The following is a 26,664-nucleotide window of genomic DNA, read 5'->3' on the forward strand; positions in this document are numbered from 1 at the left end:
ACCCATCGGCCGGTTCGGCCCCGGGCCTGAGCCGGTCGACGCGGTCAGTGCCGCGTGCGTCCCGGCAGCGGGGCCGGCAACGGCGGCGGGGTGCCCGGGGCCCGGCCGTCGGCGGGGAACGCGGCCCGCGCCGTCGTGCCCACGCCCGGCTCACTGACGAGGTCGAGGGCCCCGCCGTGGGCGCGGGCCACCTCCCGGGCCACGGCCAGGCCCAGCCCCGCGCCCTGCGGGCCGTGCAGCCGGGGCGCGCTGCCCGAGACGAAGCGGCCCAGCACGCGGTCGCGCTCGGCGGGGGGGATGCCCACGCCGGTGTCGGCGACGTCGATGACGGCCCAGCCCTCGACGACGCGCGCCTCGAGCCGGACGGCGCCCCCGCTCGAGGTGAAGCCAACGGCGTTGCACACCAGTGCCTCGACCATGCGGACGAGGCGGGCACGGTCCCCGCGAGCCGGCGTCCGGGTCCCGGCCACCACGGCCAACGTGATACCGGCCCGGGCGGCCGCCTCCGCGCGCGCGGCCGCTGCGTCCTCCGCCACGTCGGTGAGGTCCACGGGGCCGCAGTCCAGGGCCAGCTGCCCGTCCCCCGCCCCGGCACCGGCGACCAGCAGCAGGTCCTCCACCAGTCGCAGCAGCCGCTTGGCGCCCGCCTCCGCGGTGTGGGCGGCCTCCGCCTGCGGCGGGGTCAGTGGCCCGGCCACCCCGTCGAGCAGCAGCTCCAGGTGGCCCAGGGTCGAGGTCAGTGGCGTGCGCAGCTCGTGGGACATGAGCGCGAGGAACGCGTCCCGCGCGTCCGCCTGGTCCGGCCCGGGCAGCGCGCGTCCGGCGTCCTGACCGGGCGCGTCGGGGAGCGCCCGGCCGTGCTGCGCGCGGTAGCCGGTCATGACGCACCCTTCGGTCGCGTCCTATCCCGCCGAAGGCATCGAGCCGTGGATCACCCGAGTGCCGCAGCCGCGCGAGGCCGGGCCGCTCAGTGGAGCAGCGGGTCGATCGCCACGGCGAGGAAGAGCAGTGACAGGTAGCTGATGGAGCCGTGGAAGAGCCGCATCGGCTTCAGGCCGGCACCGCGCGCTCCCGACCTGGCCCGGCGCAGCAGCCGGTGCGCCTCGGCGAGGAACGCCGCACCCAGTGCGAGGGCGGCCGCCGCGTAGACCCAGCCCGTGCCCGCGACCGGCCAGAGCAGCAGGCTGCAGGCCACCATCGCCCAGGAGTAGGCGACGACCTGCCGCGCGACCGTCACGTCGGAGGCGACGACGGGCAGCATCGGCACCCCGGCCGCGGCGTAGTCCTCGCGGAAGCGCATCGCCAGCGGCCAATAGTGCGGCGGGGTCCAGAGGAAGATCACCCCGAACAGCACGACCGGGGCCCAGGACAGCGACCCGGTGACCACCGCCCAGCCGATGAGGACGGGCATGCAGCCCGCCGCGCCGCCCCAGACGATGTTCTGCGGAGTGCGCCGCTTGAGCAGCAAGGTGTAGACGAGCACGTAGAACGCGATGGTGGCGAGCGTCAGGCCGGCGGCGAGCAGGTTGGTCAATGCGGCGAACAGCCCGACGGAGACCACGCCGAGCCCGAGGCCGAACACCAGAGCCTGTCGCGGCGTCACCGCCCCGGTCACCAGCGGCCGGCGCTCCGTGCGGTGCATGACCGCGTCGATGTCGCGGTCGATGTAGCAGTTGAGAGCGTTCGCGCTCCCGGCGGCGAGCGTGCCCCCCACCAGCGTGACGAGCACGTCGCGCAGCGAGGGAACCCCGCCCGCGGCCAGGATCATCGTCGGCACGGTGGCGACGAGCAGGAGCTCGACCACACGCAGCTTCATGAGCGCGATGTACGCCCGCAGCTGCGCCGCCAGGCCACGGCGGCTCGCGGCCCCCGTCCCGGTCGTCAGGGATGCCCCGGTCGTCGCAGCGGTCGCTGACGTCGCGGAGTCCAGACCTGCCCGCGGAGCCGCGAGAGCGTGCGGACGCGGGTCGACTGCCGTCACTGGCACCTCGTCGAGCATGGGGAGCACCGCCTGCAACGGCGCGCGGACGGGAGTCAGCCTAACCGTCGGTGGCGCAGGGACCGCGCCGGGGACACGTGACGGGCGACACCCGCGCCCGCGGCCACCGGCCGGGCGTCGGGGCGCGGTGATCAGGGCATGACCCCTCAGGAATAGGGTCTGGGCGCGTAGATGCTGGCCCAAGGGGCAGCAGGTCGTCGAGGCCGTCCGGCCGACGGCGTCCCGCGACGGCTCGGCAGAGGCCCGCAGTGATGTTGGACGTTGTGGAGGGAGACCGGCAAGTGGCGAACACCGACACCAAGGGCAGCGAGGCAGCCCCCGCGCTGGAGTGGTCCGAGAAGGACCGGAAGGTCGTCGACGTCGCCCGCGCGCTGGCGATGGACGCTGTCCAGCAGGCGGGCTCCGGGCATCCCGGCACCGCGATGAGCCTGGCCCCCGTGGCCACGCTGCTCTTCCAGCGCCTGCTCCGTCACGACCCCAGCGACCCGCAGTGGGTCGGCCGCGACCGGTTCGTCCTCTCGGCCGGGCACGCGAGCATCCTGCTCTACAACCAGCTCTACCTGTCCGGCTACGGCCTCGAGCTCGACGACCTCAAGCACCTGCGCCAGTGGGACAGCCTGACCCCGGGCCACCCGGAGCTGCACCACACCAACGGTGTGGAGACGACGACGGGCCCGCTCGGGCAGGGCATCTCCACGGCGGTCGGCTTCGCGATGGCCGCGCGGCGTGAGCGCGGCCTGTTCGACCCGCAGGCGGCGCCCGGCGAGAGCCCCTTCGACTCCACGATCTACGTCATCGCCGGCGACGGCGACATGCAGGAGGGCGTCCAGGCGGAGGCCGTGAGCCTCGCCGGCCACCTGCGCCTCGGCGACCTCGTCGTCCTCTACGACGACAACCACATCTCGATCGACGGCAACACCGACGTCGCGTTCAGCGAGGACGTCCTCGCCCGCTTCGAGTCCTACGGCTGGCACGTCCAGCGCGTGGACGACGCCCAGGACGTCGACGCGCTGTACGCAGCGCTCACCGCCGCCCGCGACGAGCGGGACCGGCCGAGCCTCATCGCGGCCCGCTCGATCATCGCCTGGCCCGCCCCCAACGCCCAGAACACCGCGAAGGCGCACGGCTCCGCGCTCGGCGAGGCCGAGGTCGCGGCGACCAAGGAGGTCCTCGGGCTCGACCCGGCCAAGACCTTCGACGTGCCCGAGGACGTGCTCGCGCACGCCCGCCAGGTCGTCACCCGCGGCAAGGCGCTCCGCGAGGAGTGGGAGAAGTCCTTCCTCGCCTGGCGCGACCGCGAGCCCGAGGGCGCCAAGCTCTACGACCGGCTGCTCACCCGCCGCCTGCCCAGCGGCTGGGACGAGGCGCTGCCGTCCTTCCCCGCGGGCAAGGACGTCGCCACCCGCAAGGCCAGCGGCGACGTGCTCAACGCCATCGCCCCGGTGCTCCCGGAGCTGTGGGGCGGCTCGGCCGACCTGCACGAGTCGAACCTGACGCTCATCCACGGCGAGCCCTCGTTCGGCCACCCCGACTCCGGCGCGGCGAACGTCGACCTCTACGGCCGCAACGTGCATTTCGGGATCCGCGAGCACGCCATGGGCGCGGCGATGAACGGCATCGCCATCCACGGCAACACGCGCTTCTACGGCGGCACCTTCCTCGTCTTCAGCGACTACATGCGCGGCGCCGTCCGGCTTGCCGCGATCATGAAGGCGCCGGTCACCTACGTGTGGACCCACGACTCGATCGGCCTCGGCGAGGACGGCCCGACCCACCAGCCGATCGAGCACCTCTGGTCGCTGCGGGCCATCCCCGGCCTCGACGTGGTCCGCCCGGCGGACGCGAACGAGACCGCGATCGCGTGGCGCGAGATCCTCGAGAAGGACCGCGGGCCGGCGGCGCTCGCCCTCACCCGGCAGGGCGTCCCGACGTACGACCGCTCCCCCGCAGGCCCGTACGCCAGCGCCGAGGGCGTGACCAAGGGCGGATACGTCCTGATCGACTCCTCCGCCACCACCCCGCACGTGGTCCTCATCGCCACCGGCTCCGAGGTCCAGATCGCCGTCGCCGCGCGCGAGCAGCTCGAGGCCCAGGGCATCCCGACCCGCGTCGTCTCGATGCCCTGCGTCGAGTGGTTCGAGGAGCAGGACGACTCCTACAAGCAGAGCGTCCTCCCGCCGGCGGTCCGCGCCCGGGTCAGCGTGGAGGCCGGCATCGCGCAGGGCTGGTGGAAGTACCTCGGCGAGTCCGGTGAGGCCGTCAGCATCGAGCACTTCGGCGCGAGCGCCTCCTACAAGGTCCTCTACGAGCAGTTCGGCTTCACCGCCGAGCGCGTGGTAGCGGCCGCTCAGGCCAGCATCTCCAAGGCCGGGGTCATCCCCGGCAGCACGACGGGCAACTGACCCGCCGCTCGTCCACCCGCGAACGACAATTCGCAGTAGGAGGCACCAGGTGTCCGACTCTCTCCGCCAGCTGTCCGAGCAGGGGGTCGCGGTCTGGCTCGACGACCTGTCGCGGGCCCGGCTGCAGACCGGCAACCTCGAGGAGCTCGTCCGCGAGCGCTCCGTCGTGGGCGTCACGACCAACCCAGCCATCTTCCAGAAGGCGATCTCCGGCTCGGAGGTCTACTCCGACCAGCTGCGCGACCTCGCGCTGCGCGGCACCGACGTGGGCGAGGCGCTGCGGGCGCTCACCACGTACGACGTCCGCTGGGCGTGCGACGTGCTCCGGCCGCAGTGGGAGGCCTCGGGCGGGCGCGACGGCCGGGTCTCGATCGAGGTCGACCCGCGGATCGCCCACGAGACCGACCGCACCGTGGCCGAGGCCAAGGCCCTCTGGTGGCTCGTGGACCGCCCCAACCTGCTCATCAAGATCCCGGCCACCGTCGCCGGCATCCCCGCCATCGCCTCGACGCTGGCGGAGGGGATCAGCGTGAACGTCACGCTGATCTTCAGCCTCGAGCGCTACGAGGCCGTCATGAACGCCTACATCGAGGGGCTCGAGCGGGCGCAGGCGAACGGCCACGACATCTCGAAGATCGAGAGCGTCGCGTCCTTCTTCGTCAGCCGCGTCGACACCGAGATCGACAAGCGGCTGGACAAGATCGGCTCCGACGAGGCGAAGGCCCTGCGCGGCAAGGCGGCGAACGCCAACGCCCGGCTCGCCTACCAGCTCTACGAGAAGGTCTTCTCGGGCGAGCGCTGGGAGGCGCTGAAGGCCGCTGGGGCCAAGGCGCAGCGGCCGCTGTGGGCCTCGACCGGCGTCAAGGACCCCGCCTACGACGACACGATGTACGTCGTCGAGCTCGTCGCGCCGGACACCGTCAACACGATGCCCGAGGCGACACTGCAGGCGGTCTTCGACCACGGGCAGGTCCGCGGCAACACGATCGCCGGGTCGTACGAGGCCGCGCAGCAGGTCCTCGACGACGTGAAGGGCGTCGGCGTGGACTACGACGACGTCGTGCGCGTGCTCGAGGAGGAGGGCGTCGACAAGTTCGAGGTCGCCTGGAACGAGCTGATCGAGTCCGTGAGTGGCGAGCTCGAGCGCATGGGCGCCGAGGTGATGCCCGCCGGCGCCACCAAGCCTGCGGGCTCGGGCCCGGCGTCGGCCAGCCCGGAGGGCTCGTCCAAGTAGGCCGCGCGCGGCCCCCGTACGAGCGGAAGCAGCCCCATGACAGCTGCGGAGACAAGAGAAGAGGCGCAGTGACAGCGAGCGAGGCGAACCCGCTCCGCGACGTGCGGGACCGGCGGCTCCCCCGGGTCGCCGGCCCGTGCGGGCTGGTCATCTTCGGGGTGACCGGAGACCTGTCCCGCAAGAAGCTCATGCCGGCCATCTACGACCTGGCCAACCGCGGGCTGCTCCCGCCCGGCTTCGCGCTGGTCGGCTTCGCCCGGCGCGACTGGGAGGACCAGGACTTCGCGCAGGTCGTCCACGAGGCGGTCAAGGAGCACGCCCGGACCCCCTTCCGCGAGGAGGTCTGGAAGCAGTTGTCGGAGGGCATCCGTTTCGTCTCCGGCGAGTTCGGGGACCGGGCGGCCTTCGAGACGCTGCGCGAGACGATCCGCAACCTGGACGAGAAGCGCGGGACGCAGGGCAACCACGCCTTCTACCTGTCGGTCCCGCCGAGGTACTTCCCCGACGTCGTGCAGCAGCTCAAGGAGACCGGCCTCGCGGACGGCCCCGAGCACGCGTGGCGCCGCGTCGTCATCGAGAAGCCGTTCGGCCACGACCTGGCCAGCGCCCAGGAGCTGCAGCGGATCGTCGGCGAGGTGTTCGACCCGTCCTCGGTCTTCCGCATCGACCACTACCTGGGCAAGGAGACGGTCCAGAACATCCTCGCGCTGCGGTTCGCGAACGAGATGTTCGAGCCGATCTGGAACCGCGGCTACGTCGACCACGTGCAGATCACGATGGCCGAGGACGTCGGCATCGGGGGCCGCGCCGGCTACTACGACGGCATCGGCGCCGCCCGTGACGTCATCCAGAACCACCTGCTCCAGCTGCTCGCCCTGACCGCGATGGAGGAGCCGGTCTCCTTCGACGCCCGGGACCTGCGCCTGGAGAAGCTCAAGGTGCTCAACGCCACGCACGTCGGCGCGGACATCAGCCGGTCGACGGCCCGCGGGCAGTACACCCGCGGCTGGCAGGGCGGGGAGCTGGTGCCGGGCTACCTCGAGGAGGAGGGCATCCCGGCCGACAGCATCACCGACACGTACGCGGCGGTGCAGCTGGAGATCGAGACGCGCCGCTGGGCGGGCGTGCCGTGGTACCTGCGCACCGGCAAGCGCCTGGGCCGCCGGGTCACGGAGATCGCGGTCGTCTTCCACCGCGCGCCGCACCTGCCCTTCGCCCGCAACCAGGTCGAGGAGCTCGGGCAGAACGCGCTCGTCATGCGCATCCAGCCGGACGAGGGCATGACCGTCCGCTTCGGGTCGAAGGTGCCGGGCACGTCCATGGAGGTCCGGGACGTGACGATGGACTTCGCCTACGGCGAGTCCTTCACCGAGTCGAGCCCGGAGGCCTACGAGCGGCTGATCCTGGACGTGCTGCTCGGCGACCCGCCGCTGTTCCCGCGGCACGAGGAGGTCGAGGCCTCCTGGCGCATCCTCGACCCGATCGAGCAGCACTGGGAGAGCGTCGGCAAGCCCGACACGTACCCGGCCGGGACGTGGGGCCCGAAGTCCTCGGACGAGATGCTGGCCCGCAACGGGCACGTGTGGAGGCGGCCGTGAGCACCTGCGTGCCGAGCCCCTTCGAGTCCGATCGCGCCCGGAGGCCGCAGTGAACATCGACCTCACCGACACCACGGCCAGCAAGATCTTCGGTGCCCTGCTCGACGCCCGGCGCCGCAGCGGCAGCCCGGCGATGGGCGCGGTGCTCACCCTGGTGATCGTCACCGACGAGCAGGGGCACTACGACGCGCTCAAGGCCGCGACCTCGGCCTCGCGCGAGCACCCCTCGCGCATCCTCGTGGTCGTCGCGCGCCCCGGCCGCGGCGCCGCCCGCCTCGACGCGGAGGTCCGCACCAGCGGCGAGACCGGCCCCGGCGAGGTGGTCCTGCTCCGGCTGCACGGCGAGCTGGCCGAGCATCCCGACAGCGTCGTCCTGCCGCTGCTGCTGCCGGACGCGCCGGTCGTCGTGTGGTGGCCGGGCACCGCGCCCGAGGACCCGGCCCAGCACCCGCTGGGGGCCATGGCGCAGCGCCGGATCACCGACTCGGCATCCTGCCAGTCGCCGCTGGCCGAGCTGGCCAAGCGGCGCTCGGGCTACTCCGAGGGCGACACCGACCTGTCCTGGACGCGGCTGACGCCGTGGCGGACCCTGCTCGCCGGCGCTCTCGACCACCCGGCCGCGCCGATCACCGGGGCCATGGTCGCGGCCGAGGAGCAGAGCCCGAGCGCCGAGCTGCTCGCGCTCTGGCTCGGGTCGCGGCTCGGCGTCCCGGTCCAGCGCGTGGTCTCGGACGGCCCGGGGATCACCGCGGTGACCCTCACGGCCGAGGGCGAGGGAGTCCGCATCGAGCGCGGTGACGGCAGGGTGGCCCAGATCCAGGTCCCCGGCTCCCCCGAGCGCTCGGTGGCGCTGCCGCGCCGGCCGCTCAGCGAGCTGCTGGCCGAGGAGCTGCGCCGGCTCGACGCGGACGAGGTCTACGGCGAGGTGCTCGGGCTGGTCGGCGCCGGCAGCCCCGTGGGCGCGGGCGCATGACCGGTCCCAGCGTGGTCGTCGCCCCCGACAAGGAGGTGCTGGCCGCGGCGATCGCCGCACGGCTGATCACGGCCCTCGCCGATGCGCAGGCACTGCGCGGGACGGCCTCGGTCGTGCTCACCGGCGGCGGGATCGGGCTGGGGGCACTGCGCGCGGTCGCAGCCTCCCCCGCGCTCGGGGCCGTCGACTGGTCGCGGGTGGACTTCTGGTGGGGCGACGAGCGCTACCTTCCCGCCGGCGACCCGGAGCGCAACGAGACCGGTGCCCGCTCCGCCCTGCTCGACGTGCTGGAGGTGAGCCCCGCCCGCGTCCACGTCATGGGCGCGGCCAGCCCCGACGGCCCGGAGATCGCTGCCGAGGCGTACGTCGCGGAGCTCGCCACCGCAGCGCCGGAGGGCTCCGCCGTGCCGGCGTTCGACGTCTGCCTGCTCGGGGTGGGCCCGGACTCCCACGTCGCGTCGCTCTTCCCCGAGCACCCGGGCACCCAGGACACCCGTCCGGCCTTCGCGGTCCACGGCTCGCCGAAGCCGCCGCCCGTCCGCATCAGCCTGTCGTTCGAGGCGATCCGGGCAGCTCGGGAGGTCTGGCTGCTCGTGGCCGGGGCCGAGAAGGCCGATGCCGTCGCCCTGGCGCTCTCCGGCGAGGCCGGCGAGCGCCAGGTACCGGCGGCAGGGGCGTACGGCACCGAGCGGACGCTGTGGCTGCTGGACGCGGCGGCTGCCGGCAAGCTGCCGCGCTGAGTGTCGACCCGGGCCGGGCGTCCCTGTACGCAGGGGCGGCCGGCCCGGCGTCGTCCAGGCCTTCAGGCCCGGAGACTCTAGAACTTCTCCTCAAGAAGATCCCTCGTCCGGCCGATCGAGCCCCCGGGTGGACGCAACGTCCACGCGACGAGACGGGGGCACGATGCGCCGACGCAGGACCACAGCCGCACAGACGCCGATGCCGCGCGACGTCGAAGCGCTCGAGCAGGTGCTGCTCGCCTTCGACGGCGGTCTGGCGGACATGCAGGACGCGCGGGTGAAGACCACCTCCGCGCTCGTCGAGGCGCTCGGCCTGGCGTACGGCGCGCGATGGGTGCCGGGCGAGGGCGGCAGCTTCGACCTGGCCTACGAGACCGGTGAGCTCGTGCAGACGATGGCCTCCGCGGCGGGCGGCCTGCGGACGCTTCCTCCGGACGTGGGCCTGCTCGGCCGTGCGCTCTCCACGCGCCGCCCGGTCATCGTCTCGGCGCCCGAGGCGGGCGCGAAGTGCCTGCGGTGGCAGGCGGCGCACCAGGCAGGCGCCGTCGAGGGAGCGCTCATCCCCATGCTCGAGGGCAGCACCGTCGTCGGGGTCGGCGAGTTCTACAGCCGGCGCCCGCTCCCCTACTTCGGCAACGAGAAGTGGGCCGCGATCGGCCGCATCATGGCCCTCGCCCGCAACCAGGCGCTGGTGACGACCTCGCTGCGCGAGACGCTGGACGACCGGCAGGCCGTCACCACCGTGGTGACGAAGGTCGGCGAGGCCCGTGACGAGGGGTCCGCGCTCCAGGTCGCGCTGGAGACGGTGCGCACCGCGTTCGGCTGGGCGTACGGGTCGTTCTGGCGGCTGCAGCCGGAGGAGAACGTCCTGCGCTTCGACGTCGAGTCCGGCACCGCGGGCGAGGAGTTCCGGCGGGTGACGCTCGCGGCCTCCTTCGCCGAGGGCGTGGGGCTCTCCGGGCGCGCGTGGAAGGCCCGCGACCTCGTCTTCGTGCACGACCTGGCCCAGGTGACCGACTGCGTGCGCGCCCCCGCCGCCCAGCGCGCCGGCGTCCGCTCCGGGGTCTGCTTCCCCATCGTCGACGGGGACCTCGTGATCGGCACGATGGACTTCTTCACCACCGAGAGCATCGAGCTGTCGGAGTCGCGGGCCGCCGCCCTGCGCAACGTGCAGCAGCTCGTCTCCCAGCGCCTCGCCGTGCTGCGGCGGGCCGAGGAGGACGCGAAGCGCGCCCGGCTGCTCTTCGACACCGTGTCCCGGCTGCGCGCCGCCACCGACGACGCGGGCCGGGTGGCCGACGAGGCGGTGCAGCGCTCGTCCACCATGACCGGCGAGGTCGAGGGCCTCGCCGCGGCGTCCGCCGCGATCAACGACGTCATCAAGATCATCTCAGGCATCGCCGACCAGACCAACCTGCTCGCGCTCAACGCGACGATCGAGGCGGCACGGGCCGGTGAGGTGGGCCGAGGCTTCGCCGTCGTCGCCAACGAGGTCAAGGAGCTGGCCCGCGAGACCGGGGATGCGACCAAGCGCGTCGCCGACCAGGTCGCGGGAATCCAGGCCAGCAGCCAGACGGTCGCGAGCGGCATCCACGCCACGAGCGAGATCATCGGCCAGCTCGACGAGGTGCAGGCCCGGATCGCCGAGGTGCTCGAGGAGCAGGCCCGGATGGCCGGCAACCTCTGACCCCCGGTGCTGCAAGGAGGCGCCCCTCCCGCCCGTAGCTCGCCGGAGGGGCGCCGTCCCCCGGTACGTCGCCCGAGGCCTCAGCCGACGTCGACGAAGATCGGGTTGCTGTAGAACCAGGTGTCCAGCCACGGGTCGTCGTCGCCCCGCACGCCGGCCAGCGGGCCGGCCGGGTCGATGTCGGCGCCCAGCAGCCCGACACCGTGCCGCCGGCCGTCGCTGCCGCGCAGCCGCAGGTAGAACGAGGACTCGAGCTTGCGCAGCTGCACGCGCAGCGTGTAGGTCCCCGTCCGCCCGGTGACGTCGACCCGCTCGACGACCCGGGTGTCCGGCGCGCGCCAGCTGTCCCGGTCGGCCGCCGGCCCGGTCACCGCCCCGCGGATGACGTCGACGTGCGCGAGCTGCGGCAGCACGCCGTGGAAGTTCGGACGGCTCGCCGTCGTCACGGTGACGTAGAGGCTCATGCGGTCGCCCCTGCGGACGCGCAGCCGCCCGCCGAGCGTGACCGGCTCGAGGTCCTGCCGGTCGGAGACGGCCCAGACGTCGAGCCCGTCGATCAGCTGGCCGTGGTCGACCCAGACCCGGCCGGCGCGCAGCCCGTCCATGACCTGCCGGTAGCCGTAGCCGCTGACGCCCACGTGGGTCCGGCTGAACTGGCCGGGCCAGAAGTCGCTCCCGGGCTGCGGGCTGCTCGTCTGCACCGGGTCGGGCAGCTTGCCGGTGCTCTCGAAGGTCTTCCCGGCCGGGTAGCTGCCGTTGGCCCAGGTGTCGAACACCGTGCGGTGGCTGTCGGAGTTCGAGGTGATGGAGAAGAGCTTGCCCTCGGCGAGCATCGCGTCCCACATCCCGCCGACGGTGGCAGTCATCCAGTCGAACCCCCCGTACGTCACGTACGCCGCGGCCGGGTAGCCGGCCCAGGACTGGCTGGTGGGCGAGTTCTCGTACTCGCCGCGGACGCTGTTGCTGCCGCGCCAGCCGGGCAGCGCCGCACCCTGCGCGCCGGGCGCGCCCTCCATGCCCACGAACAGGGACGGGTCGGCGTCGCGCCAGTTGCGCAGCTCGTGCGGGGAATCGATCCCGAGCCGGGCCGGGTGGTTGGCGAGGAGCAGGGCGTCGTCGATGACCCCCGCCCGCTTCTGCTCGGCCAGCCACCTGACCGCCTCGACGGCCTTCGCCTCGTTGTCGGCGGTCGCCGGGTTGCCCGCCGCGCCCTCGGTCCAGTTGTTGAGCCGGCCGTCCCAGCGGCGCTCGAACTCGCGCAGCACGCTCGCCTCGTTCGCGCCGGGCGCGACCAGCACCGTCGCGTGCTCGGCGGCGGGGATGTACCACTCGAGGCCCTGGAAGATCAGCATGCGGGGGTTCTCCGCGCGTGCGGTGGCGATCTCGGCCCGCTCGAGCTCCGCACCGATGTCCCGGTGGCCCACGTGGGAGTGCTCGGTGTACGCCATCCAGTCCAGCCCGAACTGGGCCGCGCGCATCGCCTGCTGGGAGAGGGTGTACTTCGCGTCGTTGCTGTAGACCGTGTGCACGTGGTGGTCGCCCACCAGGTAGGCGTACGTCGGGGGCGGCACGTCCCGGTCCCCGGCGCTGACCTTGGTGTCCGCGGCCAGCGCGGGGGCTGCGCCGCCCAGGGCGGAGGCGCCGAGGAACCCGGCACCGAAGAGGCCGGCCCGCTGCAGGAGGCCGCGGCGCGACAGCCCCTGGGCGTCGAGGACGTCAGCGGGTACGCCGGGGTCGGCCCACTCGGGGAGCTGCCGGGGGTGCTGGTCGGGGTTCTGCATGCGCTGCGGGCCTTCCTCGCGTGACGGGCGAGGCGCACGGTAGGCAGCGCAGATGTCGCGGAGCTTTCCGGTGCGCGGCGCGGGGGTGTACGCGCCCCGGACGCACGTGCGACGCACGCGTCGGGTACCGGCAGGGGGCTGTCCATCGGGCAGCAACGCCGAAGGGGCGGCCCGGGACCCGGGCCGCCCCTTCGAGGAAGCAGTGCTACTCGCCGCGCCGCTTGCGCAACTGCTCGAGCGCCTCCGCGAGGATCGCCTCGCCGTCGGACTCCGTGCGACGCTCCTTCACGTAGGCCAGGTGCGTCTTGTACGGCTCGGTGCGGGGCGGCTGCGGCGGCTTCTCCCGGTCCTGCCCGGCCGGCAGCCCGCAGCGCGGGCAGTCCCAGACCTCGGGCGGGGCCACGCCGGGCTCCTCGGCGAAGCTCGGCACGGACTCGTGCCCCTTCGCGCACCAGTAGGACACGCGGACCCGGGGAGCGGTGTCACCGCGCTCCGCCTCGCCCATGGGGCCCGCGCCGACGCGACTGCCCCGAATGGCATTGCCACTCGCCACGCTGGTTCTCCCCTGCTCGACTGAAGGGTGCTCGACAACGACCGGCCGCAGCGGCCGGCCTCCCCGATGGGGCCGGACGTCAGACCTTGGCGAGCAACCCGAGGGCGACCACGCACGCGAGCCAGATCAGGCCGATGCCGATCGTCAGCCGGTCGAGGTTGCGCTCGACCACGCTCGAGCCGCCCAGCGAGGACGACACGCCACCGCCGAACATGTCGGACAGGCCACCGCCCTTGCCCTTGTGGAGCAGCACGAGCAGCACCAGGAGCGCGCTCGTGACGATGAGCACGCCGGAGAAGATCATCTCGGTGATGGACAACGCGGGGGCCTTTCGTCAGCTCGTCGCACGACAGCGTACGACGAGGAAGGGCGCTGGGGGACGCACTCGGGCGGACGGCGTCGAACGTGCCGCCCGCCCGAGCAGGGGAACAGGGACTACGCCGTCTCGCCGAAGCGGACGATCTTGACGAAGTCCTCGGCGTCGAGGCTCGCGCCGCCGACGAGGGCGCCGTCGACGTCCTTCTCGGCCATGATCGCGCCCGCGTTGGAGCCCTTCACCGAGCCGCCGTACAGCACCCGCACACCGTCGGCGACGTCGCCGGACCAGGTCTCGGCGAGCTGGTCGCGGATCGCCGCGCACACCTCCTGCGCGTCCTGCGGGGTCGCGACCTCACCGGTGCCGATCGCCCAGACCGGCTCGTACGCGATGACGACCTTGCGGACCTCGTCGGCCGCGAGGCCGGCGAGCCCGCCGCCGAGCTGGCTGAGGCAGTGCCCCACGTGGCCGCCGGCCTGGCGGACGTCGAGCCCCTCGCCGATGCACACGATCGGGGTCAGGCCGTGCCGGAGCGCGGCCTTCACCTTCTCGCTGACCAGCGCGTCGTCCTCGCCGTGGTACTGGCGGCGCTCGGAGTGCCCCACCACCACGTAGGTGCAGCCCAGCTTGGACAGCATGACACCGGAGATCTCGCCCGTGTAGGCGCCGGAGTCCTTCGCCGACACGTCCTGTGCGCCGTACACGAGCTTGAGCTCGTCGCCGTCGACCAGCGTCTGCACGCTGCGCAGGTCGGTGAACGGCGGGATCACCGCGACCTCGGCGCGCTCGAAGTCCTTGTCCTCGAGCCGGAAGGCGAGGTCCTGGACCAGCCGGATCGCCTCGAGGTGGTTGAGGTTCATCTTCCAGTTGCCCGCGAAGAGCGGCTTGCGGGCAGAAGTCGTCGCCAAGGTCATGCCTCCAGGGCTTGCAGGCCGGGCAGGGTCTTGCCCTCGAGGTACTCGAGGCTCGCCCCGCCGCCGGTCGAGATGTGGCCGAACGAGCTCTCGTCGAAGCCGAGAGCACGGACGGCAGCAGCCGAGTCGCCGCCGCCCACGACGGTCAGGGCGCCGGCGCCGGTCGCGTCGGCCAGCGCCTGCGCGACCGCGCGGGTGCCGCCTGCGTAGGGCTCCATCTCGAAGACGCCCATGGGGCCGTTCCAGAAGATGGTGCGCGCATCGGCCAGCTTGGCGGCGAAGAGCGCGCCGGACTCGGGGCCGATGTCCAGGCCGAGCCGGTCGGCCGGGATGGCCTCGGCGGGGACGACCTGAGGGTCGGCGTCGGCCGCGAACGCCGTGGCGGCCACGATGTCGACCGGGAGGACGAGCTCGACGCCGGACTCCTGCGCGCGCTGCAGGTAGCCCGTCACCGTCTCGAGCTGGTCCTCCTCGAGCAGGCTCTTGCCGACCTCGTGGCCCTGGGCCTTGAGGAAGGTGAAGAGCATGCCGCCGCCGACGAGCAGCTTGTCCCCCGACTGCATGACGCCGAGCAGGTTGTCGATGACGCCGAGCTTGTCCGAGACCTTGGACCCGCCCAGGACCACGGCGTACGGGCGCTCGGTCTGCGTCGTCAGGCGCTTGAGCACCTCGACCTCGGCCTCGACGAGCCCGCCGGCCACGTGCGGGACGCGCTGCGGGACGTCGTAGACGCTCGCGTGCTTGCGGTGCACGGCGCCGAAGCCGTCACCGACGTAGGCGCCGTTCTCGCCGAGCAGGGCGACCAGCGCGTCGGCGAACCCGCCGCGCTCGGCGTCGTCCTTGCTCGTCTCGCCCGCGTTGAAGCGCAGGTTCTCCAGCAGCGCGACCTCGCCGTCGCCGAGCCCCTCGACCGCGGCGCGGGCCTGCGCCCCGACGGTGTCGGTGGCGAAGGCGACCGGCCGGCCGAGCACCTCGGACAGCCGCGCCGCGACCGGCGCCAGGGTGTACTTGTCGTCAGGCGCGCCCTTGGGGCGGCCGAGGTGGGCGACGACGACGACGCGGGCACCGCGCTCGGCGAGCGTGGAGATCGTCGGGGCGCTGGCCCGGATGCGGCCGTCGTCGGTGATGCGGGCCCCGTCGAGCGGGACGTTGAGGTCGGAGCGCACGAGCACGGTCCGGCCGCGCACGTCCCCGAGGTCGTCCAAGGTCTTCACAGCACAAGGTCCTTTCCGCACGACGACGGCGACCCCCGGGCTGGCCAGGAGCCCGGGGACCGCCGCGTTCGTGGAACTAGGGGTGAAGCCAGGGGGCTCGCGTCAGAGCGAGCTGCCGACCAGCTTGCTCAGGTCGACGAGGCGGTTGCTGTAGCCCCACTCGTTGTCGTACCAGCCGAGCACCTTGACCTGGTTGCCGTTGGCGATCGTGAGCGAGGCGTCGAAGATGCAGGACGCCGGGTAGGTCACGATGTCGCTGGAGACGATCGGGTCCTCGGTGTACTCGAGGATGCCCTTCAGCGGGCCCTCGGCCGCCGCCTTCATCGCGGCGTTGACCTCGTCCTTTGTGACCTCGCGCTCGAGCTCGACCGTGAGGTCGGTCGCCGAGCCGGTCGGCACCGGGACGCGCAGCGCGTAGCCGTCCAGCTTGCCCTTGAGCTCCGGGATCGCGAGCGAGATGGCCTTCGCCGCACCGGTGGTCGTCGGGATGATGTTGGTCGCGGCGGCGCGGGCGCGGCGCAGGTCCTTGTGCGGGAAGTCCAGGATCACCTGGTCGTTCGTGTACGCGTGGACCGTGGTCATGAGGCCCTTGACGATGCCGAAGCTCTCGAGCAGCACCTTCGCCATCGGGGCGAGGCAGTTCGTCGTGCAGGACGCGTTCGAGATGATGTTGTGCGACGCGGGGTCGTACTTGTCGTCGTTCACGCCCATGACGATGGTGATGTCCTCCTCCTTCGCAGGAGCGGAGATGATCACCTTCTTGGCGCCGGCGCTGAGGTGCTTGCCCGCGTCCGAAGCGGTGGTGAAGCGGCCCGTCGACTCGATGACGATGTCGGCGCCCAGCTCACCCCAGGGCAGCGCACCCGGGTCGCGCTCGGCGAGCGCCCGGATCTTGGTGCCGCCGACGACGAGGTTGTCGTCGTCGTAGGACACCTCGCGGTCGAGCCGGCCGAGGATGCTGTCGTACTTCAGCAGGTGGGCGAGGGTCTTGTTGTCCGTGAGGTCGTTGACCCCGACGAACTCGATGTCGGCTCCCTGCGCGAGGGCGGCGCGGTAGAAGTTGCGCCCGATACGGCCGAAGCCGTTGATGCCAACGCGAACCGTCACTTGATCTCCTCGGAATAGCTCCTGTCTGCAGGCGCACCCTACCGCGCGCAGGCCACAGGCTCCCGGGCGGTCCGGCCCGTGGACGAGGGAGGAAGGTCATTCCCTCTCGGGCCGGCTGCCACTCCCCCGCGGGCCCGTAGTCAAGCCCGCGCCGTCAGGCCAGCATCTCCGGGGTGATGGAGGCCTCGGTCGTGGGCAGGCCGTTGTCGACGGCCCGCTTGTCGGCCATCGCGAGCAGCCGGCGGATGCGGCCCGCGACCGCGTCCTTGGTCATCGGCGGGTCCGACAGGGCGCCGAGCTCCTCGAGGCTCGCCTGCTTGTGCTGGAGCCGCAGCTCCCCGGCGACCCGCAGGTGCTCGGGGACCTCGTCACCGAGGATCTCGAGCGCCCGCTGCACCCGCGCCCCGGCCGCGACCGCGGCCCGCGCCGAGCGGCGCAGGTTGGCGTCGTCGAAGTTGGCCAGCCGGTTGGCGGTGGCCCGCACCTCGCGGCGCATCCGCCGCTCCTCCCAGGCGAGCACGGACTCGTGGGCGCCGAGCCGGGTGAGCAGGGCGCCGATGGCGTCCCCGTCGCGGACGACGACGCGGTCGACGCCGCGCACCTCGCGCGCCTTCGCGCTGACGTTGAGCCGGCGGGCCGCCCCGACGAGCGCGAGCGCCGCCTCGGGGCCGGGGCACGTGACCTCCAGCGACGACGAGCGCCCCGGCTCCGTCAGCGAGCCGTGGGCGAGGAACGCTCCGCGCCAGGCCGCCTCCGCGTCGCAGACGCCGCCGGACACGACCTGGGCGGGCAGCCCGCGGACGGGCCTGCCCCGGCCGTCGAGCAGCCCGGTCTGGCGGGCGAGGGACTCCCCGTCCTTGACGACGCGCAGCACGTAGCGGCTCCCTCGTCGCAGCCCGCCGGGGGCCACGACGGCGAGCTCGGAGGCGTGGCCGTACACCTCGGCGATGTCGCGCCGCAGCCGACGCGCCGCCGCTCCCGTGTCGAGCTCGGCCTCCACCACGATCCGGCCGTTGACGATGTGCAGCCCGCCGGCGAACCGGAGCAGGGCCGACACCTCCGCCTTGCGGCAGCACGACCGCGTCACCGGGAGCCGGCTGAGCTCGTCCTTCACTGCCGCGGTCATCGCCATGGGGCAGCTCCTCCTCCGACAATCGATGCGTACGCGGCGGCGAGCAGGCCCGGGTCGTGCCGCGGCGACCCGTCCGGCACGCCGACCCGCTCCAGGACCAGGCGGCCACCGGCCGACGCGACCACGTCCTCCAACGCCACGCGGTCGGCCACGGTAGCCGGGTCGGCGAGCACGACGTCCAGCTTCAGGCCCGGGGCGTGCGCGAGCAGCACCTCGACATGGGCCTCGGGGGTGAACCCCTTGGTCTCGCCCGCCTGGGCGGCGAGGTTGAGCACGAGCAGCCGGCGGGCCTGCGTCTCCAGCAGGGCCCGGGCGAGCCCGGGGACCTGCAGGTGCGGCAGCACGCTGGTGAACCACGAGCCGGGGCCGAGGACCACCCAGTCGGCGGCGCGCAGCGCGGCCACGGCCTCCGCGCACGCCGGGGGCCGCTCGGGCATGAGCTGGATCCCGAGCACACGGCCCTGGGTGGTCGCGGCGGCCACCTGGCCGCGGACCACGGAGACCTCGTCCGGGCGCGCGGGGTCGGCGCCCAGCACGGTGGCCGCGATGTCCAGCGGCACCTCCGCCATCGGCAGGACGCGCCCCTCGCAGCCGAGCAGCCGCCCCATCCACTCCAGCGCGGCCACGACGTCCCCGCCGAGCCGCTCCCAGAGGGCGACGAGCAGCAGGTTGCCCAGCGCGTGGCCGTGCAGCTCACCGCCACTGACGAAACGGTGCTGCACCACGTCGGCCCAGGTGCGGCCCCACTCGTCGTCCCGGCACAGGGCGGCGAGCGCCTGGCGCAGGTCCCCGGGCGGCAGGACGCCGAGCTCGGAGCGGAGCCGGCCGCTCGAGCCGCCGTCGTCGGCCACCGTGACCACGGCGGTCAGCGACCTGGTCACCCGGCGCAGGGCCGACAGCGAGGCGGCGAGCCCGTGACCGCCACCGAGAGCGACGACGCGCGGCCCTTCCTGGGCGGCGGTGCCGGCGCTCACTCGCGGCCCAGGTCGCGGTGGACGATTGTGACGTCGGCCCCCGCCGCGCGCAGCCGGCGGGCGAGCTCCTCCGAGATCGCGACCGACCGGTGCTTGCCGCCGGTGCAGCCGACCGCCACCGTGGCGTAGCGCTTGCCCTCGCGCTCGTACCCCGCGGTCACGATGCCCAGGACGTCGGTGAAGCGGTCGACGAACTCGCCGGCCCCCTGCTGGGACAGGACGTAGTCGCGGACCTCGGGGTCGCGGCCGGTCTGCGGGCGCAGGGCGGGGACCCAGTGCGGGTTGGGCAGGAAGCGGCAGTCGACGACAAGGTCGGCGTCGACGGGCAGGCCGTACTTGAAGCCGAACGACATGACGGTGGCCCGGACGCCGGGGCGTGCGGTCTCGTCGAAGGCCCGGCGCACCACGTCCGCGAGCTGGTGGACGTTGAGCCCGCTCGTGTCGACGACCACGTCGGCGTCCCCGCGCACATCCTCCAGGAGCCGGCGCTCGGCGAGGATGCCGTCGAGGATCCGCCCGCCCTCCTGCAACGGGTGGGGGCGGCGTACCGACTCGAACCGGCGCACGAGGACGTCGTCGGAGCAGTCGAGGAAGAGCGTGCGGACGGGCATCCCGAGCCCGGCGAGGTCCTCCAGCGCGGCCCGCAAGTCGTGCGAGAACGCGAGGCTGCGCACGTCCACGACCGCCGCCATGCGCGGGACGGTGCCGGCGGTCCGCCCGGCGAGGTCGGCCAGCCGAGGCAGCAGCGACGGCGGCAGGTTGTCGACGACGTACCAGCCGAGGTCCTCGAGGGTGTTGGCCGCCGTGCTTCGCCCGGCCCCGGACATGCCGGTCACCAGGACCAGCTCGACCGGCGCGGCCGTGAGCGGGTCGTGCGGCTCGTCGTCCTCCTGCGGAGGGGCCGCCGCGGCGTCCTCGCGTGTCGCGTCCACTACGCGGTCCCTTCCGTCCCGATGGGTACGCCTCCGGCCACGGCGCGGCCCGGATCCGGGGCGCCGGGGCCGGAGCCCTCCCGGCCGTCGTCGTCCCCCTCGGACGAACGCCCACCGGGGCCGGACAGCATCCCACCAGGTACCGGCTCCGGCAGCCCCTGCCGCCCGCCCCCGAGCGCGCTCACGACCGCCTCGGCGGTCCGCGGGCCGAACCCGGGCAGGGACGCGATCTCCTCCGCCGTCGCCTGGGTGAGCCGCTTCACCGAGCCGAAGTGGCGCAGCAGCGCCTTGCGGCGCGCCTCCCCAAGCCCGGGCACGTCGTCCAGCGCGCTGGCCCGGACCGACCTGGCCTTGCGCTGCCGGTGGAAGGCGATGGCGAAGCGGTGCGCCTCGTCGCGGACGCGCTGCAGGAGATAGAGCCCTTCGCTGCTGCGCGGAAGGATGACGGGGTGGTCGTCGTCCGGCAGCCACACCTCCTCCAGCCGCTTGGCGAGCCCGCAGAGCGCCACGTCGTCGACGCCGAGCTCGTCGAGCGCCCGCTGGGCGGCCGCGACCTGCGGCGGGCCGCCGTCGACCACGACGAGGTTCGGCGGGTACGCGAACTTGCGCGGCCGCCCCGTCTCGGGGTCGATGCCGGGCGGGGCTCCCGCGCCGGGGGCAGCATCGGCCGCGCCCTCGCGGCCGTCGGGCACGCCCGCCGGGGCGGCGTCGAGCGGGTCGAGGACGGACAGGCCCCCGGGCTCGACGCCCGCCTCACCGGTGCGCTCGCGCTCGTCGAGGTAGCGGCGGAACCGGCGCGTGATGACCTCGTGCATGGAGGCCACGTCGTCGGAGGCCCCGTTGAGCCCTCGGATCGCGAAGCGGCGGTACTCGCTCTTGCGGGCCAGGCCGTCCTCGAACACCACCATCGAGGCGACCACCTCGTCGCCCATCGTGTGAGACACGTCGAAGCACTCGATACGCAACGGCGCGGACTCCAGGCCCAGCGCCTCCTGGATCTCCTGCAGGGCCCGGCCGCGGGTCGTGAGGTCGCTGGCCCGGCGCGTCTTGTGCAACGCGAGCGCCTGCTGGGCGTTGCGCGCGACCGTTTCCATCAGCGCCTTCTTGTCCCCGCGCTGCGGTACCCGGAGGTCGACCCGCGCGCCGCGGACGAGCCGGAGGATCTCGCTGACGACGTCGGGGTCCTCGGGCAGGGCCGGGACGAGCAGCTCGCGCGGGACGTCGTTGCCCGCGTCGAGGTAGAACTGCTCGACGAACCGCTCGACGAGGTCCCCGGTCTCGAGGTCCTCGACCTTGTCCACGACGAAGCCGCGCTGCCCGCGCACGCGGCCCCCGCGTACGTGGAAGACCTGGACCGCCGCTTCGAGCTCGTCCTCGCTGAAGGCCACGACGTCGGCGTCGGTGCCCTCGGGCAGCACGACGGCGCTCTTCTCCATCGCCCGCTTCAGTGCGCCGATGTCGTCGCGCAGCCGGGCGGCCCGCTCGAACTCGAGCTCGTCGGAAGCCTCCTGCATGCGCTGCTCGAGCCGGCGCACGAACCGTGTCGTCGAGCCGGCCATGAAGTCGCAGAAGTCGTCGACGATCTGCCGGTGCTCGTCGGCGCTCACCTTGCCGACGCAGGGAGCGGAGCACTTGTCGATGTACCCCAGCAGGCAGGGGCGCCCGACCTGGGAGGCACGCTTGAAGACGCCGTTGGAGCAGGTGCGCGCGGGAAAGACGCGTAGCAGCAGGTCGAGGGTCTCGCGGATGGCCCAGGCGTGGGCGTACGGGCCGAAATAGCGCACCCCCTTGCGCTTGGGCCCGCGCATGACGGTGAGCCGGGGGAACTCGTCGGAGACCGTCACGGCGAGGCTCGGGTAGCTCTTGTCGTCGCGGTACTTGACGTTGAAGCGCGGGTCGAACTCCTTGATCCAGGAGTACTCCAGCTGGAGCGCCTCGACCTCGGTGTTGACGACCGTCCACTCGACGCTCGCGGCCGTCGTGACCATCGTGGCCGTCCGCGGGTGCAGCCCGAGGACGTCCTGGAAGTAGTTGTTCAGCCGGTTGCGCAGGCTCTTGGCCTTGCCGACGTAGATGACCCGGCCGTGGGCGTCGCGGAAGCGGTAGACGCCCGGGGAGTCCGGCACCTCCCCCGGGGCGGGGCGGTAGCTCGCGGGATCGGCCATGGAGTCCGATGCTACGTTCGCGCGCCGACGGGCCGGCGCCGTCGGGAGCCCCCGACAGCGCCGGGCCGGTGCCGAACGGTCAGCCGTTCCCCGTCGAGAGGATGTCCTCGCGGACGGCCACCGCGAGCGCCTCCAGCTTGGAGTGCACGCCGAGCTTCGCCAGCAGGTTCGCGACGTGGTTGCGCACGGTGTTCACGCTGACCGCGAGCTCCTTCGCGATCGCCGCGTTGCCGAGGCCCTCGGCGATGAGGGCGAGCACCTCCAGCTCACGGGGGGTGAGGTCCGACCCCAGACCGCTGCGGGCGCGGTGCAGCCGGGGAAGCAGCCGCGACAACAGCGCGGGGCTGACGAGCACCTCGCCGGCCGCCGCGGCGCGCACCGCCGCGATGAGGTCCTCCATCTTCCCGGTCTTGAGCAGGAAGCCCGAGCACCCGGCCTCGGTGGCCGCGACCAGGGTCGCGTCGTCGGTCACGGCGGTGACGACCACGACCTTGGCGCTCGGAGCCAGCGACTTGAGCTTCGGGATCTCGTCCACGCCGAGGCCGTCGGGCAGCCGGTGGTCCAGCAGCACGACGTCCGGCGGGTCGACCGCCACCCGCGACCGCGCGCCGGCCAGCGTGCCCACCGTGCCGACCACCTCGATGTCGCTCTCCTGCTCGAGCGCGAGGGCCACGCTCGAGGCCACCATCTCGTGGTCGTCGACGACGAGGACGCGGATCCTGCGGTCGTCCCCGTTGGCAGTCATGGTCGACATTGTGCCCGTGCCGACGGATGCGCTGTCGGCCACCTAGCGCACCGCCGCCTTCGCCCGGGCGGTGCCGCGCGGGCGGGGGGCCGGCCGGGCGCCGCCGGCCGTGCGCAGCCCCTGCCCACCGCCCATGCCGAGCATCTCGCGCAGGAAGCGGCCGGTGTGGCTGGTCGGGTGCGCGGCCACCTCCTCCGGAGTGCCTGTGGCGACCACGGTGCCGCCGCCCGTGCCGCCCTCCGGGCCCATGTCGATGACCCAGTCCGCGCTCTTGATGACGTCGAGGTTGTGCTCGATGACGAGCACGCTGTTGCCCTGGTCGACGAGCCGGCCGAGCACGCCGAGCAGCTTGCTGATGTCCTCGAAGTGCAGGCCGGTCGTCGGCTCGTCGAGCACGTAGATGGTGCGGCCGTTGGAGCGCTTCTGGAGCTCGGAAGCGAGTTTCACGCGTTGCGCTTCACCTCCGGACAGCGTCGGCGCCGGCTGGCCGAGGCGGACGTAGCCGAGGCCGACGTCCACGAGCGTCCGCAGGTGACGGGCGATGGCCGGGACGGCCGAGAAGAACTCGGCCGCCTCCTCGATCGGCATGTCGAGGACCTCGGCGATCGTCTTGCCCTTGAAGTGCACCTCGAGCGTCTCGCGGTTGTAGCGGGCGCCGTGGCACACCTCGCACGGGACGTAGACGTCCGGGAGGAAGTTCATCTCGATCTTGATGGTGCCGTCGCCGGAGCACGCCTCGCACCGGCCGCCCTTGACGTTGAAGGAGAACCGGCCGGGCAGGTATCCGCGGACCTTCGCCTCCGTCGTCTCCGCGAAGAGCTTGCGCATGTGGTCGAAGACGCCCGTGTAGGTCGCCGGGTTGCTGCGCGGGGTGCGGCCGATGGGGCTCTGGTCGACGTGCACGACCTTGTCGAGGTGCTCCAGCCCGGTGACCGTGCGGTGGCGGCCCGGCACCTGGCGGGCCTTGTTGAGCTTGTTCGCGAGGACCGTGTAGAGGATGTCGTTGACGAGCGTCGACTTGCCCGAGCCGCTGACACCGGTCACCGCGACCAGCTGCCCCAGTGGGAAGGCGACGTCGACGCCGTTGAGGTTGTGCTCGCGGGCCCCCTTGACCACCAGCTCGCGCCCCGGGTCACGGGGCCGCCGCGTGGCCGGGGTCGGGATCGACTTGCGGCCGGAGAGGTACGCCCCGGTCGGGGAGTCCGGGTTCGCGAGCAGCCCGGCGACGTCCCCGCTGTGGACGACCTGCCCTCCGTGCTCGCCGGCTCCCGGGCCGATGTCGACCACCCAGTCGGCGGTGCGGATGGTGTCCTCGTCGTGCTCCACGACGATCAGCGTGTTGCCGAGGTCGCGCAGCCGGGTGAGGGTGTCGATGAGCCGCCGGTTGTCGCGCTGGTGCAGCCCGATCGACGGCTCGTCGAGGACGTACAGCACCCCGACGAGGCCGGACCCGATCTGGGTGGCCAGCCGGATGCGCTGCGCCTCGCCGCCGGACAGCGTGCCCGCGGCCCGGTCGAGCGAGAGGTAGTCGAGCCCTACGTCGAGCAGGAAGCCGAGCCGCGCCCCGATCTCCTTGAGCACCCGCTCGGCGATCTGGCGCTGGCGCGGGGTGAGCTCGAGGTCGGCGAGGAACCCGGCGCACTCGCGGATCGGCAGGGCGCACACCTCGGCGATCGACCTGCCGCCGACCGTGACGGCCAGGATCTCCGGCTTGAGCCGGGCCCCCTTGCACGCGGGGCAGGGGATCTCCCGCATGTAGCCCTCGTAGCGCTCGCGGCTCCACTCCGAGTCCGTCTCCGAGTGCCGGCGCTTCACGAACGGGATCGCGCCCTCGAAGCCGGTGAAGTACGACCGCTCGCGGCCGAAGCGGTTCTTGTACTTCACGTGGACCTGGTAGTCCAGGCCGTTCATCACCGCGTCCCGCGCCCGCTTCGGCAGCTTGCGCCACGGCTCGTCCAGGCTGAAGTCGAGCGACTCGGCCAGCGCCTGCAGCAGGCGGACGAAGTAGTCCGCCGACTGGCCGACCGCCCACGGCGCGACCGCGCCCTCCCGCAACGACAGGTCCTCGTCCGGGACCAGCAGCTCGGGGTCGACCTCGAGCCTGGTGCCGATGCCGGTGCACTCCGGGCACGCCCCGTAGGGCGCGTTGAAGGAGAAGGACCGCGGCTCGAGCTCCTCGAACGACAGGTCGTCGTAGAGGCAGGCCAGGTGCTCGCTGTAGACGCGCTCGCGGTTGGGGTCGTCCTCGGGCAGGTCGACGAAGTCGAAGACGACGAGCCCGCTGGCCAGGCCCAGCGCGGTCTCCACCGAGTCGGTGAGCCGCCGCTTGGCGGAGGCCTTGACCGAGAGCCGGTCGACGATCACCTCGATCGTGTGCTTGTAGCGCTTGTCGAGCTTGGGCGGCTCGCTGAGCTGGACGACCTCGCCGTCGACGCGGGCGCGGCTGTAGCCCTTGGTCTGGAGCTCGCCGAAGAGCTCGGCGTACTCCCCCTTGCGGCCGCGGACCACGGGCGCGAGCACCTGGAAGCGCGTGCCCTCCGGGTGCTCCATCACGCGGTCGACGATCTGCTGCGGGGTCTGCCGGGCGATCGGCCGGCCGCACTTGGGGCAGTGCGGCGTGCCCGCCCGGGACCAGAGCAGGCGGAGGTAGTCGTAGACCTCGGTGATCGTGCCCACCGTTGAGCGCGGGTTGCGGCTGGTCGACTTCTGGTCGATCGACACCGCCGGCGACAGGCCCTCGATGAAGTCGACGTCGGGCTTGTCCATCTGCCCGAGGAACTGTCGGGCGTAGGACGAGAGCGACTCGACGTAGCGGCGCTGGCCCTCGGCGAAGATCGTGTCGAACGCCAGGCTCGACTTGCCGGACCCGGACAGGCCGGTGAAGACGATCAGGCTGTCCCGGGGGAGGTCCAGGGAGACGTCCTTGAGGTTGTGCTCGCGCGCACCACGGACGATCAGGCGGTCGGCCACGGGCCCCTCTCGCATCTGCTGTGGGTAGTGCTCGGCCGCGCACGGGTGTGCGCCGGTCGATGTGCACGGACGTGCACGGGCTCCTGAACGGGGGCCGCGATCCATGCTAGGTGCCGCCACCGACAGTCGCCCGGGCCGCGATTGACGGCTCCCGCAGGGCCAACCGGCCGGACATGTCGGCTATGCCGACACCCACAAGCAGACGGCAACCGAGCGGCAACTGGATCTTCCTAACGTCGGCCCGGCCGCGGGAACCGCGGTGACCCGACGCTGCAGAAGGAACCATGAGCCCGAAGACCAGCACTCCGCAGAGCCCCGCCCTCGACCGCCGCACCCTGCTGAAGCGAGCGGGTGTCGCCGGTGCCGCGGCGGTGTGGGCCGTGCCCACGATCACCAGCACGGGCACCGCCTGGGCCGTCGGCAGCCCCGCGCCCGGCGGCGGCGACCCGGGCCCGGTCGCGACCGGCACGGTCAAGGGCAAGGTCGTCGACGGCGCCACGCTGCGGCCGATCCGCGGCGCAGCCGTCACCGCCGGCAGCGCGTCCACCACCACGGCAGCTGACGGCGCGTACACGCTCGCCGGGGTGGTCAGCGGCTCCGCGACGGTCACCGTCCAGGCGGCCGGCTACACGACCGCCACCGCCCAGGTCGACGTGCCCGCCGACACGACCACCACCCGGGACTTCGCGCTCTCCTCGGCCGGCAGCTTCCGCGCCATCCTCTCGTGGGGCAACGTCTCCGACCTCGACCTCTACGTCAGCGGCCCCAAGCCGGACGGCACCCGGTTCACCGCGGCGTACAACAACACCCGGCCGGTGCCCTACGTCTCGCTCGACGTCGACTCGCGCAACCCCGGCGGGACCGAGACGACCACGATCACGGTCGACACCCTGGGCGGCGCCTTCGTCCCGGGCGAGTACCGGGTCTGGGTGAACAACTACTCGGGCAGCCCCGCGTACGACGTGAACGGCGCCCGGCTGGCCCTCTTCGGCCCGGTGGCGCAGCTCGGCACGTGGGAGGCCGCCTCCGCGAGCGGGCTCGCCACGGACCGCATCTGGAACGTCGTCGCCTTCACGGTGGCCGCTGACGGTTCGGTGACCTCGCTCGACGTCCGGCAGCAGCGCCGGGCCGACGCCGCCGGCCTCTGACCGCCCTCGTCCTGACGCTAGTCCTGCGCTAGTCCTGCCCTAGTCCTGCGCTAGTCCTGCGCTAGTCCTGCGCTAGTCCT

21 protein-coding genes are annotated in these 26,664 nt (G+C 73.1%); 7 read left to right on the plus strand and 14 right to left on the minus strand.

The annotated features are described in order from the left end of the window. Window positions 1–44 precede the first annotated feature (44 nt). Together G9H72_RS09295 and G9H72_RS09300 are read right to left on the minus strand one after the other, a co-directional pair. Window positions 45–881: a sensor histidine kinase gene (locus tag G9H72_RS09295; protein ID WP_166170186.1), complete on the minus strand. Its 837-nt coding sequence runs from the start codon at window positions 879–881 to the stop codon at window positions 45–47. A gap of 86 nt (window positions 882–967) precedes the next feature. Then, window positions 968–1,981, minus strand: coding sequence for a heme o synthase (locus tag G9H72_RS09300; protein ID WP_407939576.1), 1,014 nt, complete (start codon window positions 1,979–1,981; stop codon window positions 968–970). Between the two features lie 269 nt (window positions 1,982–2,250). Here G9H72_RS09300 and tkt point away from each other — a divergent pair, with 269 nt between their 5' ends. From tkt to G9H72_RS22370, 6 genes are all read left to right on the plus strand, one after another. Beyond that, the gene (gene tkt, locus G9H72_RS09305; RefSeq protein ID WP_166170560.1) at window positions 2,251–4,401 is read left to right on the plus strand and encodes a transketolase; all 2,151 of its coding nucleotides are present in this window, start codon (window positions 2,251–2,253) and stop codon (window positions 4,399–4,401) included. Between the two features lie 49 nt (window positions 4,402–4,450). Beyond that, a complete protein-coding gene (tal, locus tag G9H72_RS09310) occupies window positions 4,451–5,635 on the plus strand; it encodes a transaldolase (RefSeq protein WP_166170191.1) in 1,185 nt (394 codons plus the stop codon). Window positions 5,636–5,703: 68 nt separating this feature from the next. Then, the gene (gene zwf / locus G9H72_RS09315) at window positions 5,704–7,233 is read left to right on the plus strand and encodes a glucose-6-phosphate dehydrogenase (protein WP_166170193.1); all 1,530 of its coding nucleotides are present in this window, start codon (window positions 5,704–5,706) and stop codon (window positions 7,231–7,233) included. Between the two features lie 49 nt (window positions 7,234–7,282). Beyond that, window positions 7,283–8,206, plus strand: coding sequence for a glucose-6-phosphate dehydrogenase assembly protein OpcA (opcA, locus tag G9H72_RS09320; protein WP_166170195.1), 924 nt, complete (start codon window positions 7,283–7,285; stop codon window positions 8,204–8,206). After that, entirely contained in the window at window positions 8,203–8,946 is a 744-nt protein-coding gene (gene pgl / locus G9H72_RS09325) for a 6-phosphogluconolactonase (protein ID WP_166170197.1), read from the plus strand. The genes opcA and pgl overlap by 4 nt, the downstream gene beginning before the upstream one ends. A 163-nt stretch (window positions 8,947–9,109) precedes the next feature. Continuing rightward, on the plus strand, window positions 9,110–10,633 hold the full coding sequence (locus G9H72_RS22370; protein WP_166170200.1) for a methyl-accepting chemotaxis protein: 1,524 nt from the start codon (window positions 9,110–9,112) through the stop codon (window positions 10,631–10,633). Window positions 10,634–10,713: 80 nt separating this feature from the next. On the opposite strand, the gene G9H72_RS09335 is transcribed toward G9H72_RS22370, so the two are convergent. The 12 genes from G9H72_RS09335 to uvrA all read right to left on the minus strand — a co-directional run bounded on the left by G9H72_RS09335 (window position 10,714) and on the right by uvrA (window position 25,436). Further along, window positions 10,714–12,414 (minus strand): histidinol-phosphatase, encoded by a 1,701-nt coding sequence (locus G9H72_RS09335; protein WP_166170202.1) that lies wholly within the window; start codon window positions 12,412–12,414, stop codon window positions 10,714–10,716. A 205-nt stretch (window positions 12,415–12,619) separates the two neighbouring features. Continuing rightward, window positions 12,620–12,967 (minus strand): RNA polymerase-binding protein RbpA, encoded by a 348-nt coding sequence (locus tag G9H72_RS09340; protein WP_166170204.1) that lies wholly within the window; start codon window positions 12,965–12,967, stop codon window positions 12,620–12,622. A gap of 79 nt (window positions 12,968–13,046) precedes the next feature. Then, the gene (secG, locus tag G9H72_RS09345; RefSeq protein WP_166170562.1) at window positions 13,047–13,271 is read right to left on the minus strand and encodes a preprotein translocase subunit SecG; all 225 of its coding nucleotides are present in this window, start codon (window positions 13,269–13,271) and stop codon (window positions 13,047–13,049) included. A 131-nt stretch (window positions 13,272–13,402) separates the two neighbouring features. Continuing rightward, complete coding sequence (gene tpiA / locus G9H72_RS09350) at window positions 13,403–14,191, minus strand: triose-phosphate isomerase (protein ID WP_231126701.1); 789 nt, start codon at window positions 14,189–14,191, stop codon at window positions 13,403–13,405. A 2-nt stretch (window positions 14,192–14,193) separates the two neighbouring features. After that, window positions 14,194–15,411 (minus strand): phosphoglycerate kinase, encoded by a 1,218-nt coding sequence (locus tag G9H72_RS09355; protein ID WP_166170208.1) that lies wholly within the window; start codon window positions 15,409–15,411, stop codon window positions 14,194–14,196. A gap of 102 nt (window positions 15,412–15,513) precedes the next feature. Beyond that, a complete protein-coding gene (gene gap, locus G9H72_RS09360) occupies window positions 15,514–16,518 on the minus strand; it encodes a type I glyceraldehyde-3-phosphate dehydrogenase (protein WP_166170210.1) in 1,005 nt (334 codons plus the stop codon). A gap of 154 nt (window positions 16,519–16,672) precedes the next feature. Further along, window positions 16,673–17,650: a DNA-binding protein WhiA gene (gene whiA, locus G9H72_RS09365; RefSeq protein WP_166170213.1), complete on the minus strand. Its 978-nt coding sequence runs from the start codon at window positions 17,648–17,650 to the stop codon at window positions 16,673–16,675. Beyond that, window positions 17,641–18,624, minus strand: a complete 984-nt coding sequence (locus G9H72_RS09370; RefSeq protein WP_331272135.1) for a gluconeogenesis factor YvcK family protein — start codon at window positions 18,622–18,624, stop codon at window positions 17,641–17,643. The genes whiA and G9H72_RS09370 overlap by 10 nt, the downstream gene beginning before the upstream one ends. Further along, window positions 18,621–19,556, minus strand: coding sequence for an RNase adapter RapZ (gene rapZ / locus G9H72_RS09375; protein ID WP_331272136.1), 936 nt, complete (start codon window positions 19,554–19,556; stop codon window positions 18,621–18,623). The genes G9H72_RS09370 and rapZ overlap by 4 nt, the downstream gene beginning before the upstream one ends. After that, window positions 19,556–21,721 (minus strand): excinuclease ABC subunit UvrC, encoded by a 2,166-nt coding sequence (gene uvrC, locus G9H72_RS09380; protein WP_166170215.1) that lies wholly within the window; start codon window positions 21,719–21,721, stop codon window positions 19,556–19,558. The genes rapZ and uvrC overlap by 1 nt, the downstream gene beginning before the upstream one ends. Before the next feature lie 79 nt (window positions 21,722–21,800). Further along, entirely contained in the window at window positions 21,801–22,466 is a 666-nt protein-coding gene (locus G9H72_RS09385) for a response regulator transcription factor (RefSeq protein WP_166170217.1), read from the minus strand. 42 nt (window positions 22,467–22,508) lie between these two features. Next, the gene (uvrA, locus tag G9H72_RS09390; protein WP_166170568.1) at window positions 22,509–25,436 is read right to left on the minus strand and encodes an excinuclease ABC subunit UvrA; all 2,928 of its coding nucleotides are present in this window, start codon (window positions 25,434–25,436) and stop codon (window positions 22,509–22,511) included. Between the two features lie 284 nt (window positions 25,437–25,720). Between uvrA and G9H72_RS09395 the strand changes: the two genes are divergently transcribed. After that, the gene (locus G9H72_RS09395; RefSeq protein ID WP_166170219.1) at window positions 25,721–26,584 is read left to right on the plus strand and encodes a carboxypeptidase-like regulatory domain-containing protein; all 864 of its coding nucleotides are present in this window, start codon (window positions 25,721–25,723) and stop codon (window positions 26,582–26,584) included. Window positions 26,585–26,664 lie beyond the last annotated feature (80 nt).

Source organism: Motilibacter aurantiacus, assembly GCF_011250645.1.
In the GTDB taxonomy this organism is placed as follows: domain Bacteria; phylum Actinomycetota; class Actinomycetes; order Motilibacterales; family Motilibacteraceae; genus Motilibacter_A; species Motilibacter_A aurantiacus.

Excerpts from the sequence above, each read along its gene's own strand:
- G9H72_RS09295 (WP_166170186.1), bottom strand. The coding sequence starts at position 881 with ATGACCGGCTACCGCGCGCAGCACGGCCGGGCGCTCCCCGACGCGCCC.
- tkt (WP_166170560.1), top strand. The coding sequence starts at position 2,251 with ATGTTGGACGTTGTGGAGGGAGACCGGCAAGTGGCGAACACCGACACC.
- pgl (WP_166170197.1), top strand. The coding sequence starts at position 8,203 with ATGACCGGTCCCAGCGTGGTCGTCGCCCCCGACAAGGAGGTGCTGGCC.
- G9H72_RS22370 (WP_166170200.1), top strand. The coding sequence starts at position 9,110 with ATGCGCCGACGCAGGACCACAGCCGCACAGACGCCGATGCCGCGCGAC.
- G9H72_RS09335 (WP_166170202.1), bottom strand. The coding sequence starts at position 12,414 with ATGCAGAACCCCGACCAGCACCCCCGGCAGCTCCCCGAGTGGGCCGAC.
- secG (WP_166170562.1), bottom strand. The coding sequence starts at position 13,271 with ATGATCTTCTCCGGCGTGCTCATCGTCACGAGCGCGCTCCTGGTGCTG.
- whiA (WP_166170213.1), bottom strand. The coding sequence starts at position 17,650 with ATGGCGATGACCGCGGCAGTGAAGGACGAGCTCAGCCGGCTCCCGGTG.
- uvrC (WP_166170215.1), bottom strand. The coding sequence starts at position 21,721 with ATGGCCGATCCCGCGAGCTACCGCCCCGCCCCGGGGGAGGTGCCGGAC.
- G9H72_RS09385 (WP_166170217.1), bottom strand. The coding sequence starts at position 22,466 with ATGACTGCCAACGGGGACGACCGCAGGATCCGCGTCCTCGTCGTCGAC.
- G9H72_RS09395 (WP_166170219.1), top strand. The coding sequence starts at position 25,721 with ATGAGCCCGAAGACCAGCACTCCGCAGAGCCCCGCCCTCGACCGCCGC.